Source organism: Streptomyces muensis (genome assembly GCF_021474425.1).
Classification (GTDB): Bacteria; Actinomycetota; Actinomycetes; order Streptomycetales; family Streptomycetaceae; genus Streptomyces; species Streptomyces muensis.
Window position 1 is genome coordinate 35,121 of sequence record NZ_JAKEIP010000038.1, and the last position, 15,983, is coordinate 51,103.

The 15,983-nt window shown below is 71.8% G+C and carries 11 protein-coding genes; 8 read left to right on the plus strand and 3 right to left on the minus strand.

The annotated features are described in order from the left end of the window. Positions 1-6 precede the first annotated feature (6 nt). From L0P92_RS13070 to L0P92_RS13080, 3 genes are read right to left on the minus strand one after another with little or no spacing between them, the layout of a single operon-like run. Positions 7-951 carry a carbohydrate ABC transporter permease gene (locus tag L0P92_RS13070; RefSeq protein ID WP_234762744.1) on the minus strand — a complete coding sequence of 315 codons (945 nt, stop codon included), beginning with the start codon at positions 949-951 and terminating at the stop codon, positions 7-9. Beyond that, positions 948-1,883: a carbohydrate ABC transporter permease gene (locus L0P92_RS13075; RefSeq protein ID WP_234762745.1), complete on the minus strand. Its 936-nt coding sequence runs from the start codon at positions 1,881-1,883 to the stop codon at positions 948-950. Before L0P92_RS13075 ends, L0P92_RS13070 begins: the two co-directional genes overlap by 4 nt. Further along, positions 1,880-3,214, minus strand: coding sequence for an ABC transporter substrate-binding protein (locus L0P92_RS13080; RefSeq protein ID WP_234762746.1), 1,335 nt, complete (start codon positions 3,212-3,214; stop codon positions 1,880-1,882). Before L0P92_RS13080 ends, L0P92_RS13075 begins: the two co-directional genes overlap by 4 nt. A 635-nt stretch (positions 3,215-3,849) precedes the next feature. Between L0P92_RS13080 and L0P92_RS13085 the strand changes: the two genes are divergently transcribed. The 8 genes from L0P92_RS13085 to L0P92_RS13120 form a co-directional block, all read left to right on the plus strand. Next, positions 3,850-5,715, plus strand: a complete 1,866-nt coding sequence (locus tag L0P92_RS13085; protein ID WP_234762747.1) for a phage tail sheath subtilisin-like domain-containing protein — start codon at positions 3,850-3,852, stop codon at positions 5,713-5,715. A 33-nt stretch (positions 5,716-5,748) separates the two neighbouring features. Continuing rightward, a complete protein-coding gene (locus L0P92_RS13090) occupies positions 5,749-6,273 on the plus strand; it encodes a phage tail protein (protein WP_016434446.1) in 525 nt (174 codons plus the stop codon). Between the two features lie 26 nt (positions 6,274-6,299). Then, positions 6,300-7,082 carry a hypothetical protein gene (locus tag L0P92_RS13095; RefSeq protein WP_234762748.1) on the plus strand — a complete coding sequence of 261 codons (783 nt, stop codon included), beginning with the start codon at positions 6,300-6,302 and terminating at the stop codon, positions 7,080-7,082. Beyond that, positions 7,075-7,821, plus strand: coding sequence for a hypothetical protein (locus L0P92_RS13100; protein WP_234762749.1), 747 nt, complete (start codon positions 7,075-7,077; stop codon positions 7,819-7,821). Before L0P92_RS13095 ends, L0P92_RS13100 begins: the two co-directional genes overlap by 8 nt. A gap of 33 nt (positions 7,822-7,854) precedes the next feature. Then, positions 7,855-8,697 (plus strand): Pvc16 family protein, encoded by an 843-nt coding sequence (locus L0P92_RS13105; protein ID WP_234762750.1) that lies wholly within the window; start codon positions 7,855-7,857, stop codon positions 8,695-8,697. A 125-nt stretch (positions 8,698-8,822) separates the two neighbouring features. Continuing rightward, entirely contained in the window at positions 8,823-10,718 is a 1,896-nt protein-coding gene (locus L0P92_RS13110) for an ATP-binding protein (RefSeq protein ID WP_234762758.1), read from the plus strand. Further along, positions 10,709-11,038: a DUF4424 domain-containing protein gene (locus L0P92_RS13115; protein ID WP_234762751.1), complete on the plus strand. Its 330-nt coding sequence runs from the start codon at positions 10,709-10,711 to the stop codon at positions 11,036-11,038. Before L0P92_RS13110 ends, L0P92_RS13115 begins: the two co-directional genes overlap by 10 nt. Then, the coding region (locus L0P92_RS13120; protein ID WP_234762752.1) for an eCIS core domain-containing protein at positions 11,035-15,983 on the plus strand (4,949 nt) is incomplete at its 3' end. The genes L0P92_RS13115 and L0P92_RS13120, both read left to right, overlap by 4 nt.

The following is a 15,983-nucleotide window of genomic DNA, read 5'->3' on the forward strand; positions in this document are numbered from 1 at the left end:
TGGGGGTCAGCCCTTGGTGGCACCGGCCGCGATGCCGGTGACCAGCGAGCGCTGGAGGAGCAGATAGACGATCAGGCTGGGGATCAGGGCGATGACCGCACCGGCCAGCACCACCCCGGAGCCGACCTCGGGGTCGGTGCGCAGGATGGACAGGGCGACGGTGACCGTGTAGTCGGTGGGGTCGTTGGCGGCGATCAGGGGCAGCAGGTACTGGTCCCAGATCATGATGAAGCCGAGCACGCCGGCCACCCCGAGCGCGGGCTTGCACAGCGGCAGGACGACCTGCCAGAGCATCCTGAGCTCGCCCACGCCGTCCAGGCGGGCGGCCTCCTCGATCTCGGCGGGGATGTCCCGCATGAACTCGGTCAGCATCATCACCGAGAAGCCCCAGGCGCCCAGCGGCAGGATGACGCCCCAGACGGTGCCCTTGAGGTCCAGATGGACCACGGGGACGTCGCCGAGGACCAGCGACAGCGGGATCGCGATGACCTCCTCGGGGAGCATCAGCGTCATCATGAACAGCATCATGATCAACGCCTGTCCGCGGAACCGGTGCCGGGCCAGCGCGTACGCGGCCAGCGTGCACACCACGAGCTGGAGCAGCAGCCCGCCACCGGCGATCACGAGCGAGTTGCCGAGGTAGTCCCAGATACCGCGCTCGCCCGCCACCGTGAAGTTCGACAGCGTGCTGTCGTGCGGCAGGAACGACAGTGAGGAGCCGCTGGGGTTGGTGGTGAAGGCGCCCGAGAAGATCGTCAGGAAGGGTGCCGCGAAGACGCCGAGGGCGATCAGACACAGCAGGACGCGCAGCGCCCAGGCGAGACCGGGCCGGTCGCTCCAGCCGAGGGCGGTGTCGAAGCGGGCCGGAGTGGTCCGCCGCGCCTTGGTGCCGCGTCCGGCCGGGAGGTCAGGGGCTGTCGGCCGGACGGGCTCGATGACGGGGGCGCTCATCGCGCTTCTCCCCTCTTGCGGAGGTAGTTGATCGTGACCGTGAGCAGCAGCGTCACGCAGAGCAGGACGACCGAGGCCGCGGAGGCGCCGCCGATGTCGTTGCGGGTGAAGCCCAGGGTGTAGGCGCGGGTCATCCAGACGTCGGTGGACCCGGCCGGGCCGCCGCCGGTGAGGACGTAGACCTCGGTGAACACGCGCAGTCCGCGGATGGTGGCGAGCGTGAGCACGATCATCAGCGCCGGGCGTATCGCGGGCAGCGTGACATGGCGCAGCCGCTGCCACAGCGAGACGCCGTCCATCGCCGCCGCCTCGTACAGCGTGCGGTCCACGCCCGCGAGACCGGCGAGGATGATCACCATGTTGTACGGCGCCCAGATCCAGATGCCCATCGCCATCGTCGAGTACAGCGCGATGTCCGGGTTGTCGAGGAACTGGACCGGTCCGAGCCCGAGCAGGTGCAGGCCGCTGTTGAGGAGGCCGTCGGAGGTCGGGTAGTACATCAGCCGCCACAGCTCGCCGACGACCGCGGTGGCCGTGACCGCGGGCAGGAAGACGGCCGTGCGCAGGATCTTCAGCGAGCGGGCCTGGCCCTCCAGCAGCAGCGCGAGGACGAAGCCGAGCAGGATCGCGCCCACCGACTGGCCGATGCCCAGGACGAGGGTGTGGCCGATGGCGTCCTGGAAGCGGTGGTCGGTCAGGACCCTCGTGTAGTTGTCGAGGCCGATCCACCGGTCGCCGAGGAAGGGCCGTACGTCGAAGAAGCTCAGCCAGACGCCCTTGGCCATCGGCCAGAACTTGAAGACGAGGGCGAGCAGCAGACCCGGAGCCAGGAAGAGCCAGGGGATCACGGCCCTCTTGTCGAAGGCCCTCTTGTTCGGGCCCCTCTTGTCGAGGCCTGTGCGCGGCGCGGGGGCGGGGACGGTAGCGGTCATTTCAGCAGGTCCTGGTCCTTGAGGTCGCCGGCGAGGGTGTCGTTGAGCTCCGCCAGCTGCGCGCGGACGTCGCCGCCGCAGTACGTGAAGATCGAGTTGAGCGCGTCGGCGGTGTCCTGCTTGATCGGGGCGAAGTCGGGCGCGTTCGGGAACTGCTGGGAGGCGTCCTCGTACGCCTTCTGTACGACCCCCCAGCGGGCGTCGTCGCGCACCTTCGCCGCGTCCAGCGTGGAGTTCACGGGGATGCGGACGACGGGTTGGTGGCCGTCGACGCTGGTCATGGCGATCCTCTGGCCCTCGGGCGAGACCAGGAAGGCGGCGAGGGCCAGTTCCTGCCTGTCCTTGCCGGTCCTGGCGCCGAGGTAGACGTTCTCGCCGTCGGCCAGCACATCGCCGCCGGCCGGTCCCGCGGGGGCCGGGACGACCTCGTACCTGTCCTTGCCGAGGGTGCCGTCGAAGGTGGTGATGTTGTACGGGCCGGTCATGTACATCCCGGCGTTGCCGTCCTGGAAGTTGGTGGCCGTCGAGGTGACGGCGGTGAGCGCGCCGGGCTGGACGACACCGTTGTCACCGCAGAAGAGGTTGTCCTTCATCCAGCTCACGGCGTGCACGGCGGCCGGCGAGTCCATGGCCGGGCTGTACTTGCCCTTGCCGTCCGGCTTGATGATCTCGGCGCCGCCCTGCCACAGGAAGCTCGCGCCCCACCAGGCGGCGTAGCCGTTCTGGGCGCTGCCCGGCGCGACGATGCCGTACGTGTCGGCCTTGCCGTCGCCGTCCGGGTCCCGCGTGGCGAAGGCCTTGGCGACGGAGAGCATCTCCTGCCAGGTCGTCGGCGCCTTGAGGCCGAGCTTCTGCAGCCAGTCCCTGCGGATCATCAGGGTCTGGGCCTGACGGGAGTACGGGATGCCGTAGTGCTTGCCGTCGATGCCCACCGTCGAGGACCAGGACTTGTCGGTGATCTGGTCGCCGCCGGCGACCGACGCGGGGTCGATCGGCTTGAGCAGGCCCTGGCTCTGGTAGCTGCCCATCAGAGCGGTGTCGTTGATCACGACGTCCGGCAGGTCCTTGGTGGAGGCGCGGCTCTGGAGCTGCTGGTCGAAGTTGATGATCGGCTGGTAGTCGATCCTGATGCCGGTCTTCTTGGTGAAGGCGGCGAAGACCCGGTCGTAGGTGGCGGCGGAGTCCGGGTTGCTCCGGGTCCACACCTCCAGGGTGTTCGGGTCGTCGCTGCCCGCACTGCCGGAACCGGAGCCGCACGCGGCCGTTCCGAACGCGAGCGCCGTGGCGACGAGCAGGGCGGCCGGGCGGCGACGTCGTCGGTGATCCCGCATGGACACACTCCGTTGGATCTGGAGTTCATGTACGTGAACTCACTTCACGCATCTAAATGATCGGCCAAGCTACGAATCATTTCGGCCGTATGTCAAGACATGAAGGCGAGATTTCACCGGCCTCATGGCGGGTGGCGGCGATGCGGCGGATTCTCGTCACCCCTGGAAAACCGGCCACGGCATGTTGTGTGCGACTCGGGGAGGCCGTACGTCCGTGCGACCAGTCGAACAGTGCGAGTGAGGCCGTTCGATCGGGGGTCCGGGCTCCTTCGGAGTCTCGCGGCGACACCTCTGTGCAGAATCTGTGAACCAGCTGCCCGGGGCGCGCAGGCGGGATGTGCGGATGCCGGGAGGAGGCCTTCACCAAACCCCCTCCTGTGGTGGCCTGAAGGCGACTTGTTCGGTCAACTCCGAACGCACCAAGGTGGGTTGAGCACTTGAGCATCAGGAGTCACAAGCGCGTTGCTTGAGCCGTGCGGTTCGAACACCCGCGGTGATGACGGGGGAAACTGGTGCGGTGTACGTGACGCCGTCGCCCTTGCGGGTGGCGTTTTCGTGCCCCGGGTCGGGAATGCCTCCCTCTGCCATCTCTTGGTGCCTTTGTCCGGTACCCGAGACAGGGATAAGGAGGGGGAATGCCGATGAGCGCGGTCAGCGCCGCAAAGCCGACGTATCCCGGCGTCTACGTCGAAGAACTCCCCAGCAGCACCCGCACGATCTCGACCCTGACCACGTCCGTGACGGCCTTCGTGGGCCACACCCGGCGTGGTCCGCTGAACGAGCCGGTACGCGTCACCAGCTTCGCGGAGTTCGAGCGCCGCTTCGGGGGCCTGAGCGCCCAGAGCGCCGTCGGCTACGCGGTCCACCAGTTCTTCGGCAACGGCGGCACCGTCGCGGTGATCGTCCGCGTCGCCAAGGCCGGCAGCGGCAAGGCCGCCTGCGTCACCCTCAAGTCCACCGAGGGCCACAGCGAGGGCCCGGTCCTCGAAGTGCACGCCAAGGAACCCGGCCTGTGGGGCAACGGCCTGCGCGTCGCCGTCGACCACGACACCCCGCGCCCCGACGAGACCTTCAACCTCCGCGTCTACGACGCCAAGGGCGACGCCCGCGAGAGCTTCACGGGCCTGTCCATGGACCCCGCGAACGGCCGCTACGCGCAGACCGTCATCAACGCGGGCTCGAAGCTGATCCGTGTCGAGGTCGTCGGCGAGGGCCGTCCCGACCCGTCCGGCACCGTCTCCAAGCCCTTCGGTGACGAACTGCCGAACCTGGAAGTCGACCTGACCGTCAAGATCGGCGAGGTCGAGCGAGAGTTCAAGCTCTACGACCCCGACTGCGACGGCGAAGCCCCGTGCAGCGTGGCCGAGTTGGCGCTGCTGCTGGAGCGCAAGCTGCGCGCCCTGCCCGACGCGCCCGGCAAGCACGCCTTCGCCGGCGCCGAGGTCACCGCCTTCGGCCGCCGTATCCAGGTCGTCGCCGGCTCCACCGACCCCGAGGACGTCGTCCGCTTCCTCGGCGAGTGCGCCAACGACCTCGGCCTGGAGGCCTCCGTCAACCCGCCGGTCTTCCCGCTGGAGGGCGGCGAGGACGGCGAGGCGCCCGGACCGCGCGACCTCATCGGCTCCGAGGGCGACAAGTCCGGCATCCAGGCGCTGCGCGGCGTCGCCGACGTCAACCTCCTCGCCCTGCCCGAGCTCGCGGCGTACGAGAAGACCGAGGACGCCCTCACCGTCATCTCCGCGGCCCAGCGGCTGTGCGCCGAGCGCCGGATCTTCCTGCTGGTGGACGCGCCGAGCACCTGGGTCAGCGTGGACACCGCACGCGCCGGGCTCGCCGCCTTCGACGCCGTGCGCGGCAACCACGCGGGCCTGTACTTCCCGCACATCCAGCTCACCGACCCGCTCACCGGGCGGCTGCGCTCCTTCCCGCCCTCCGGCGCGGTCGCCGGCGTCATCGCCCGCACCGACTCCGAGCGCGGCGTGTGGAAGGCCCCGGCCGGCACCGAGGCGCGGCTCGCGGGCGTGCACTCGCTCACCGTCAACCTCACCGACCGTGAGACCGGCCTGCTCAACCCGCTCGGCGTCAACGTCCTGCGGACCTTCCCGGTGACCGGCCCCGTCGTCTGGGGCGCACGCACGCTGGAGGGTTCCGACGCGCTCGACAGCGAGTGGAAGTACGTGCCGGTGCGCCGCCTCGCCCTCCATGTGGAGGAGAGCCTCCAACGGGGCCTGCAGTGGGTCGTGTTCGAGCCCAACGACGAGAACCTGTGGCAGCAGATCAGGCTCGCCGCCTCCTCGTACCTGCACACGCTCTTCCGTCAGGGCGCCTTCAAGGGCGGCACCCCGCGCGAGGCGTACTTCGTCAAGTGCGACAGCGACACGACGACCACCGAGGACATCGAGAACGGCATCGTCAACGTCCTCGTCGGCATCGCACCGGTCCGCCCCGCAGAGTTCGTGATCGTCAAAATCCAGCAGACGTCCGGGCAGTTCGCGCTCTAGGCGCCGGGAATCGTGGAGAACTGAAGGAATCCGATGGCTGAGTTCACGGTCAACGCGCATCGCTTCGACCCCTACAAGAACTTCAAGTTCCTGGTCCTGTGGGACGGTCGCACGGTCGCCGGCATCAGCAAGATCAGTCCGCTGAAGCGGACGACGGAGGTCGTCAAGCACCGGCACGGCGGCGACCCCTCGTCGCCGCGCAAGTCGCCGGGCCGCTCCGAGTTCGAGGGCATCACCCTGGAGCGCGGTGTCACCCACGACCCCGAGTTCGACCGCTGGGCCAACAAGGTCTGGCAGGTCGGCGCGGGCCTCGGCTCCGAGGTGTCCCTCGCCGACTTCCGCAAGGACATCGTCATCCAGGTCCTCAACGAGGCCGGCCAGGTCGCCGTCTCGCACAAGCTCTACCGGACCTGGCCGAGCGAGTACCAGGTCCTCGGCGAGATGGACGCCAACGCCAACGCGGTGGCCATCCAGTCGCTGAAGCTCGAGTGCGAGGGCTGGGAGCGGGACTACGAGGTGCCCGAGCCGGAGGAGCCCTCCTTCCTCAACCCGGCCTGAGCGACGGGTAGTCGAGGGGGGACGAGATGGCGATCACCGGGGCGGCCGAACTGCTGGCCACCTGGGAGGCGGGGCTCGCCGAGGCATCGACGGGGCGCGCCCTGCTGCTGCACCGCACGGCGCGCCCGGACGTCGACGCCGCGACCCTGCCGGTGCTGCCGGTGGGGGAGCGCGAGGCCGACCTGTTCGCGCTGCGCCGCGCCCTGTTCGGGGAGCGGATGCAGGTGCGGCTGGCGTGCTCGGCGTGCGGGGCGGACATGGAGTTCGACCTGGACGCCGGGGAGTTCGCGCGGTCGCTGGGCGGGGCGGGCGGACTGAGTGGTGGCCCGGGCGGTCCGGGTGATGGTCCGGGCGGGCCCGGCGGCTCGGTGGTCCGTGTCCGACAGGACGGCTGGGACGTGGAGTTCAGGCTGCCCGGTGTCGCCGACCTGACGGCGGCGGCCCGGGCGGCGGACCCGCGTGCCGCCCTGCTCGCGCGGTGCCTCGTGTCGGCGGTGCGCGACGGGACGACGACGGTCGGCGCCGGTGACCTGCCGGTGCCGGTCCAGCGCCGGATCGCCGAGGCGGTCGAGGCCGTCGACCCGGGCGCCGACGTCACGCTCAACATCGCCTGCCCCGAGTGCGGCGAGGCCACCCGGGCCGAGCTGGACATCGCGTCCTACCTGTGGACCGAACTCGACGCCTGGGCACGGGACCTGCTGCTCGACGTCCATCTGCTCGCCACGTCGTACGGCTGGAGCGAGCCGGAGATCCTGGCGCTCAGCCCGCTGCGGCGCCGCTACTACCTGGAGCTGTGTGCCGATGTCTGACGCCGACGGGGCGCCGGTTCCCGACTTCCTCGACCGGCTGATCGCCCGGCACACCCCGGCCGCCGCCGGACCGCGTCCGGGCGTGGTGCGAGTCCGTCCCCGGCTGCCCGGCCCGTTCGAGCGGGTCGAGGCGGTACGGAGCACGGCACCGGACCCGGACGACGGCACCGACCTGCTGTGGCCGGCCACCACACCGTCGGCCGTACGGCAGGGGGACACGCCACGCCCGGCGCCGCCCGCGGCCCGGCCGCACACGGAGCGGGAGCGGACGGTCGTACGCACCGAACGCACCCCTTCCGACCCGGCACCGCGGCCCGCCCCGAGGCCCCTGCCCGAGACACCCCTGCTGCGCCCCGTCGCGCCGCTCACCGCCGAACCCCGGCCGATGCCCGACGCCGTACAGCGGGCGACGGGCCGCGGGCGTCCCGAGCGGGGCGCCTCCCAGAGCGCGGCGACCGCGCCCATCCCCCCGGGTGCGGACGCCGCTTCCCCCGCCGCCGTGTCCGCCGCGCTGCGCCCCAGCGCCGCGGACACGGCGGCAGCCCGGGACGCCGTACGACAGGCCGCCGCGCGGCGCCCGTCGCGGGCACCCGAGCAGGTGGTGCAGGTGCAGATCGGGCGGCTGGAGGTGACCGCCGGGCCGTCGCCGTCCGGCGGGGCCCGGAAGCGTACGCCGGCGACCGAGCGGCCGGGCGCGACCCTGAGCCTGGCCGACTATCTGGCGCGAGGGCGGGAGTGACATGACAGACCGAGGAACCGAGGAACCGACGCCATGAGCAACGCACTCGCCATCGCGCATGTCACCCAGGCCCTCGCCCTGCTGCTCGCCTCCAACGTGGGCCCGGAGTTCGACGAGGCCGTGAAGGTGGAGCCGCACAAGCCGCCGACGGAGCCGCCGGACCACCCCACCCTGAACGTGTTCCTCTACCAGGTCACGCCCAACACCTCGATGCGCAACAACGACCTGCCGACCCGGGCGTCCGACGGCACGCTGGTCAAGCGGCCGGCCGCCGCGCTGGACCTGCACTACCTGATCAGCGCCTACGGCGACGAGACGAAACTCGTCGGGCAGCGGCTGATCGGCTCCGTGGTGCGGACCCTGCACGAGATCCCGATCCTGCCGAAGGACGTCATCGAGCAGGCCGGTGAACTGCCGCACCTCGCGGGCAGCGACCTCGCGGAGGCGGCACAGCGGGTGCGGTTCACGCCCACGGTGATGGACATCGACGAGACGTCGAAGCTGTGGGGGATGCTCTACCAGACGCCGTACTCGCTGTCGGTGGTCTATCAGGCGACCCTCGTCCTGATCGACGGCCGCGAGAAGCCGGTGCCGGCCAAGCCCGTGGAGCGGCCGGACGTACGGGTGCTGCCGTTCGGGGCGCCGGGGGCGCCGGTCCCTCCGGGGGCCGAACCGAAGGCTGAGGTCCCGTCAGCCGATGGCGAGCCGTCCCCCGTCGAGAAGGCGCCCGCACAGCCCGGGACGGTGAGTGGCGCTGCCAAGAAGACCACGAAGGCCCCGGCCAAGACCGTGGCCAAGGCTCCGGCACGGGCACGCAGGACCGCCCGGCCGAGCAAGTCGGCCCAGCCGCAGCCCCCGAAGGGCACGGAGGGCTGAGAGAGATGGGGACGACGGGGGAAGGCGAGCGCTTGGGGACGAACGAGGCGGGCACGGCGGCCACTTCGGGGACGCACGACGGGCCCGACGTGGGCACGGCGCTGATCGAGGAGATCCGGCGTGTCATGTCCAGGATCGACGCCCACGCCGCCGGCGCCGGACCGACACCGGACGCCGGGGCCGCCACCGCGACGAGCCCGGCACCCCTGGCCGCCCCGGGCACCGCCCCCCTCGACGCCCTCGTCACCTGCTTCGGCCTCACCCCCTTCGAACGCGACCTGATCCTCCTCACCGCCGCCGACGAACTCGACCCCACGACCCCGGCCCGCTGCGCCGCGGCCTGCGGGGACCCCCAGCGGGCGTACCCGACCTTCTCGCTCGCCCTGGCCGCCCTCGCCGAACCCCACTGGAGCGCCCTCACGCCCGTCGCGCCGCTGCGGCGCTGGCGGATCGTCGAGCTCGACGACGAGTCCCGGCTGACGACCTCGCGCCTGCGCCTCGACGAACGGATCCTGCACTTCCTGCTCGGCTCGCCCTACCTCGACGCCCGTCTGCACGGCCGCCTGCGCCGCACCTCGGTGCCGGAACAACTGCCGCCGTCGTACGACCTGGCCGCGAGCCGCGTCGCCGAGGGCTGGACGACGGGGGCGAGCCCCGACGCGCCGCTGCTCGTCGAGGTGACCGGCGGTGACCTGCGCAGCCGTGCCGACATCGCCGCCGCCGCGGCCGCCCGGTCCGGGCTCGGGCTGTACGCGCTGGGCGCCGAGGACATCCCGGCCGACCCCGCCGAACGCGACCGGCTGGCCCGGCTCTGGCAGCGCGAGGCGATCCTGCTGCCGGCCGCGCTGCTCGTCGAGGTGGGCGACCTGGACCGCGACCAGCGGGCGGCGACCGAGGCGTTCCTGGCCGGGGCGGCCGTACCGGTCGTGGTGTCGAGCGAGGACCCGCTGCGCTCGGACCGGCCGCACGGGGCACGGGTGGCGGTGCCGCGCCTCGACGAGGAGGAGCAGGTCGAGCTGTGGGGCCGGGCGATGCACCCGATCGCCGACCTCGACGACATCGAACTGCGCTCCTTGGTCGCCCAGTTCCAGCTGCCCCCGCACGTCATCAGGTCCGCCGCCGCGACCGTACGCCGCAGGATCCCGTACGAGGACACCCTCGACGCCGCCGAACTCGCCTGGCGGGCCGGCCTGGAGGAGGCCCGGATCGGCATGGACGAGCTGGGCCGCCGCATCGAACCGGAGGCGGGCTGGGACGACCTGGTGCTGCACGACCGGCAGACCGGCGTGCTCCGGGAGATCGTCGCCCATGTGCGGCAGCGGCCGACGGTCCATCAGGAATGGGGCTTCGCGGGCACGTTGCGGCGCGGCCTCGGAGTCACGGCCCTCTTCGCGGGGGGCTCCGGCACCGGCAAGACGCTCGCCGCCGAGGTCATGGCGAAGGAGCTCGGCCTCGACCTGTTCATCGTCGATCTCTCCCAGGTCGTCAGCAAGTACATCGGCGAGACCGAGAAGAACCTCCGCCGGGTCTTCGACGCCGCTGAACGCGGCGGTGCGCTGCTGCTGTTCGACGAGGCCGACGCGTTGTTCGGCAAGCGCAGCGAGGTCAAGGACAGCCACGACCGGTACGCCAACCTGGAGGTCAGCTATCTGCTGATGCGGATGGAGGCGTACCGGGGCCTCGCCATCCTCACCACCAACATGAAGAAGGCCCTCGACACCGCCTTCCTGCGCCGTATCCGCTTCGTCGTCGACTTCCCCTTCCCCGCCGAGCACGAGCGCGCCGAGATCTGGCGCCGGGTGCTCCCGTCGCGGGCCCCGGTCAAGGACATCGACCCCGGCCTGCTCGCCCAGCTCACCGTCGCCGGCGGCTCGATCCGCAACATCGCGCTGTCCGGGGCCTTCCTCGCCGCCGAGGAGGGCGACCGGCTCCAGATGCGGCACATGCTCGCGGCGGCGCGCACCGAGTACCAGAAGCTGGAGCGCTCCCTGACGCCGGGGGAGGTGCGGGGATGGGTGTGAACGGGCAGCCGGGCGAAAGGGCCGCGTCCCGCGAGGCCCGGCACGACCGGGAACCTCGGGAGATCCGGGTGGAGATCGGCGAACTCGCACTCCACGGTTTCCGCGTGGACCCGGAGCGGGTGTCGGCCGCCTTCGAACGCGAACTGACCCGCCTGGTCCAGGCCCACGGCGTCCCGCTCGCCGCCGACGGCGCTCTGACCCTCGACGCGCTGTCCGGCCTGCCGCCGCTGCCCGCCGGCCTCTCCGCCCGCCGCCTCGGGCAGGAGCTGGCCCGTGCCGTGCACGAGGGGCTCAGCGGCCACGGGGAGGTGACGCGATGAGCTCCCAGGCCCAGGACGCCCGTTCCGAGCAGGCCGCCGAACAGCGCCGACGCAAGCGCAAGGAACGCGCCGCCAAGTCCCGTACGCCCGAGCCGAAGGAGATCGTCAGCGGTGCCGGACAGCCGCTCGACCCGGGCGTACGGCGGGAGTTGGAGGAGAGACTCGGCCACGACCTCGGCCGGGTACGCCTGCACACCGACCGGGACGCCGGTCAGCTGACGGAACTCCTCGGCGCGGACGCCGTCGCCGTCGGCCAGGACATCTTCTTCCGCGAGGGCGCCTTCAAACCCGGCACGGACGAGGGCCGCCGCCTCCTCGCCCACGAACTCCTGCACACCGTCCAGAACCCGCACGGCCTCGGCACGCTGCGCGCGGGCCGCGAGCTGGGGGCGGTGAGCGTGCCGCAGCAGGCGATCGAGCGGGAGGCGGAGTCGGCCGCCCAGGATCTCGTACGTCCCTCGCAGGCCGGCCCGGAGGTGTCCACGGCCGATGTGGCGGAGGACCAGGCCACCCCCGGCTGGCTGCGCTACGCCACCGTCGACGCCGACCGCAACCGCGCCGAGGCCATCGACCCGGCGACCCTCGTCGACCGTCTCGCCAACTCCCTCGTACGCTCCCTGCGCGGCGACCCCGAGGACCTCTCCCAGCGCACCCGCAAGCAACTCGCCCGGCTGCCCGAGGAGTTGCTCGACGGCGTCCTCGTCCGCCTGGAGAGCCGGCTGCTCGGCTCGGAGCACGACCGGGTGCTCGACCTGGTCGACGAGATCGAGGCCTACGACGACTACGCCGAGGACGGTCTGGAGCGCGACGCGCACGACGCCCCGCAGATCGAGCCGGACACGGCCGAGGAGGTGCGCGACGAGCGCGAGAACGCCGTGCGCTCCGCCGAGGAGCGAAGGGCGCAGGAGGAGCGGCCCCGGATCGCGCCCGGGCCGGAGACGGACCAGGCCGTCGAGGAAGGCGCCGTCGGCAGCACTCCGCGCAACGGCGGGACCCGGGAGCAGGGGAGTACCCCGCAGGGCGGGGGTGCGCCCGGTGGGGCGCAGGAGCAGGTGCCGGCCGGGCAGGGGTCCGCCGGGGCTGCCGGGGGTTCGGCGTCCGGTGGAGGTGCGGACGCGACCGGGGGCGCGGGCGCGGCTCGTGAAGAGCGGTCCTCGTCCGGCTCGGAGGGGTCGGGCGGTGCCGCGCAGCAGAGCGGGACCGGGTCGGCCGGCTCGGCGTCGTCGGGCAAGGAGTCGGGGGCCTCGGAGGGGAAGTCCGGGGACGCGGCCGGCAAGGAGGGCAAGGGCGGCGAGGACGGCAAGGACGGCAAGGACAAGGGCGGTCAGGAGCAGACCGAGCGCGAGGACGCAGCCGCCGCGAGCAAAGAGGAGTCCGCGGCGAAGAACCGCCCGGGCGCTGCCGAGGCGGCCGTCGCCGGACGGCAGCTGAAGCAGCAGGACAAGCGGGGCCAGCAGAAGCCGGCCGGTTCGCCGACGGCGTCCGGCAAGGACGCCCAGCTGCCCGGAAAGCTCAGCACGCTCGACGGCAAGCGCAACCAGGACCTCGACGGCCGTGACGAGGAGACCGACGAGGATCCGTTCGGGTCCGGCAGCGAGTCGGAGGTCGAGGTCGGGGGCGAGGAGCCGAGCGCCTGGGACGTCAAGCTCCAGCCGGACGACTTCGTTCCGCAGCAGGACCTCGACGTGTCGGCCGTACCGACCGCCGACAAGCTGGACCCGTCCGCGCCCGCGACCGCCCAGACGGCCCCGTCCTTCCCGGCCCCGCCGCCCACCAAGGCCGAACAGGTCCAGGCCGAGCGGGAGGCCGAGGACGCCGAGGACGAGGCGGCGGAGCCCGAGGAGGAACCGGCCGAGTCCGCCGAGGAGCCGGAGTCGTCGGCGCCGGAGACCGAGGGCGGCCCGGACAGCCTCGCCGGCCCGGGCGGTCCGGCGCTGGAGCAGGGCGCGCGCCCGGTGCCGGGGACCCGCGACCCCAAGAGCGGTGACGACCCCAAGGCCGGGCCGGTGGCCGCCCAGACCACCGTGCAGGAGGCGCCCGGCAAGCAGGACGGGAAGTCCGAGGGCGGCACCGAGGCCAAGGAACCGGCCGCCAAGGAGGAGAAGGGCACGGACGCGGCGGGCGACAAGGGCGCCACCGCGCCGGAGAAGGAGTCCCAGCAGGCCAAGGGCGGGCAGTCGGCGCAGAGTGATGCCGGGGCCAAGGAGTCCGGGGACGACGGGGCTGGCTCGGCCGGGGCTGGGACGCAGGGTGCCCGGAGTGAGCAGGGTGCGCAGGGCGAGCAGGGTGGCGGGGCCGCGCAGGATGTGGCGTCTGTCGGTGGCGGTGGAAGTACGGCGCCCGGGGCGTCGGATGGGACGGGCGGTGCCGGTACGGCGAACTCGTCCGGGTCCTCCGGTGCGTCGGGGCCGTCGGGGGCGACCGGTGCCGAGTCGGCCGGTGAGGCGCCGGCACAGGAAGGCCGTAAGGAAGCTCCTGCTCGTACGGAGACGACGGCGGCGCCCGCGAAGTCCGCATCGGCACCTGCCCCTGCCTCCGCGCCCGAGCCCGCCGCGAAGGCGACTGCGGAACCCAAGGCCGAGCGGGAGAGCGCACCGGCGCCGAAGGCGGCGCGCGGCGGTGGCGGAGGCGGCGGCGGTGGCGGAGGTGGCGGCGGCGCGGCCCCGGCCGCCGGTAAGGGCAAGGGCAAGAAGGACTCCGCGCCCGTCCCGAACCTCTCCGGCGTCTCTCCGGAGGCCGGCCTGGCGACGGCCTCGAAGCTCAAGCCGCACAAGGCGCTTCAGGCCATGGGCGGCGTCGGCGGCGCGGTGGACCGCACGGTCGGCGACGAGCACAAGACGCTGGCGTCCGCGCCTCCCTCGATGCAGCGTCCTGCGGGTGCGCCGCAGACGTTGCAGGGCAAGCCGAAGTCGGACGCGCCTGCCGAGTACTCGCAGGACAAGCCTCAGGAGGCCGAGGCTCCCGAGCAGGAGAACGCCGAGGTCGAGGGCGCCAAGGAGCCCGAGGGCCAGATCGAGGCGGAGAAGGCCGAGGAGCCCAGCGGCTGGGACACCTTCAAGATGGCGCTCGGCTTCGGCATCGGCAAGGTGGCGAGCTGGCTCGGCTTCGAGGTGGATCCGCAGGAGCTGGCCGCGAAGTTCGCCGGGCTGCCCACGAAGGACGAGGCGCTCAAGCAGGCCCAGGCGGGCAACGCGCCGGGCGTGGAGCTGAAGGGCTCGGCGGAGGACAGCGCCGGTCAGCAGGACGGCCATGTCGACGCCAAGGGTCAGGAGACCGTGGCCACGGCCCGCGACGACTCCGGCCGGGCGATGGGCGAGGACCAGGTCTATCCGAACGCCCCCAAGGAGGAGATGCGCGCACAGGTGCCGGGCGCGCAGGGTGGCGAGGGCGTGGCGGTCGACGGCGGCGGGGCCACGGGGGCCGTACCGCCGGAAGCGGCTTCGGAGGTGGCCGAGCACGAGCAGGGGCCGCAGGTCCAGGCCGCGTTCAACGACGGTCAGAAGGGCGTGTCGGAGGGCCGGCAGGCCAAGGATCGGGACTTCCGTGACTCGCAGGCCAAGCACAAGCAGCAGGTCGACGCCGAGATCGGGCGCAACACCGAGACGCAGGCGGGCGAGCGCGAGAAGGCGATGGGCGAGGTCACCGCTCAGCGCGAGGGCTGGCGCAAGGAGCAGGACGAGGAGCTCAAGAGCCTCGGTGACAAGAAGACCGACCGGCACGACAAGGTCCGCAAGGACGTCGAGGACAAGGAAAAGCAGACCGACGACAACGTCGACAAGGAGAAGGAGGGCAGCGACAAGAAGATCCAGGACGAGAGCGACAAGGCCGAGCGCGACGCGGAGAAGCAGCGCGACGGGGCCGTCGAGGACTCGGGCAACTGGATCACCAAGGCCTTCGACTGGATCAAGCAGAAGGTCATCGAGATCAAGAACGCGATCGTCCGGGTCATCCGGGCGGCGCGGGACGCGGTCGTCGGCTTCATCAAGAACTTCAAGGACACGGTCGAGCGCTGGATCAACGAGGCCCGCAAGAACATCGTCGAGGCGATCAAGAACTTCATCAAGGAACTGATCGAGTTCGCCCTGGCGATGGTGCGGGCGGTGATCGAACTGGCCGCCCGTATCCGCAAGTTCATCACCGACCTGATCGCGGCGGCCATCGCCCTCGTCCAACGTCTGGCGGAGGCGCTGAAGCAGGCGATCAGCGATCTCCTGGACGCCATCGGCAAGCTGCTGAGCAGCATCCTCGACGTCCTGAAGAAAGCGCTCCTGGACGTCGTCAAGGCGATCGTGGACGCGGTGAAGGCGGTCCTGCAGTTCGCCTCCCGCATGCTCGGCGCGCTGGGCGAGTTCATGCTCATCGCGGTCGACTTCCTCTCCGACCCCGGTGGCTGGCTGAGCGGTGCCAAGAACTCCGCGGTGGACGGCGCGAAGAACCACCTGTTCCGCGAGGTCAAGGCGGCCGTCAAGGACTGGTTCCAGTCCAAGATCGAGGAGATCATCGGCGTCCCCAAGGCCATCCTCGACAAGCTGATCAAGGGCGGCATCACCCTCGAACAGATCGTCAAGGAGACCTGGGACGCGATCGTCCCCCAACTCCCGCTCATCATCGGCGAGATCGTCATCACCAAGGTCATCGCCAAGCTGATCCCGGGCGCGGGCTGGGTCATGGCGGTCATCGACGCCATCCGCACCGCCATCGGCGCCCTCGGCGAGATCCTGCGCGCCATGGGCGCCGTCCTCGACTGGCTGAAGGCCGTCCGCCGCGGCGGCGCCGGCGTCCTCTTCGCCAAGGCGGTCGCCGCCGGCATCGTGGCGCTGCTCGAACTCGCCTACGAGGCGCTGCTGAGCGGCATCGGCAAGTACGTCGCGAAGATCGGCCGCCGTTTCAAGTCCATCGCGGCGAAGCTGGGGGGCAAGGGCAAGGGGGACAAGCCGGGGAAGGG

Bases quoted from the DNA above. Each gene is read 5' to 3' on its own strand.
- L0P92_RS13070 (WP_234762744.1), bottom strand. From the start codon at position 951: ATGAGCGCCCCCGTCATCGAGCCCGTCCGGCCGACAGCCCCTGACCTC.
- L0P92_RS13080 (WP_234762746.1), bottom strand. From the start codon at position 3,214: ATGCGGGATCACCGACGACGTCGCCGCCCGGCCGCCCTGCTCGTCGCC.
- L0P92_RS13115 (WP_234762751.1), top strand. From the start codon at position 10,709: ATGGGTGTGAACGGGCAGCCGGGCGAAAGGGCCGCGTCCCGCGAGGCC.
- L0P92_RS13090 (WP_016434446.1), top strand. From the start codon at position 5,749: ATGGCTGAGTTCACGGTCAACGCGCATCGCTTCGACCCCTACAAGAAC.
- L0P92_RS13085 (WP_234762747.1), top strand. From the start codon at position 3,850: ATGCCGATGAGCGCGGTCAGCGCCGCAAAGCCGACGTATCCCGGCGTC.
- L0P92_RS13100 (WP_234762749.1), top strand. From the start codon at position 7,075: ATGTCTGACGCCGACGGGGCGCCGGTTCCCGACTTCCTCGACCGGCTG.
- L0P92_RS13095 (WP_234762748.1), top strand. From the start codon at position 6,300: ATGGCGATCACCGGGGCGGCCGAACTGCTGGCCACCTGGGAGGCGGGG.
- L0P92_RS13105 (WP_234762750.1), top strand. From the start codon at position 7,855: ATGAGCAACGCACTCGCCATCGCGCATGTCACCCAGGCCCTCGCCCTG.
- L0P92_RS13075 (WP_234762745.1), bottom strand. From the start codon at position 1,883: ATGACCGCTACCGTCCCCGCCCCCGCGCCGCGCACAGGCCTCGACAAG.
- L0P92_RS13110 (WP_234762758.1), top strand. From the start codon at position 8,823: ATGTCCAGGATCGACGCCCACGCCGCCGGCGCCGGACCGACACCGGAC.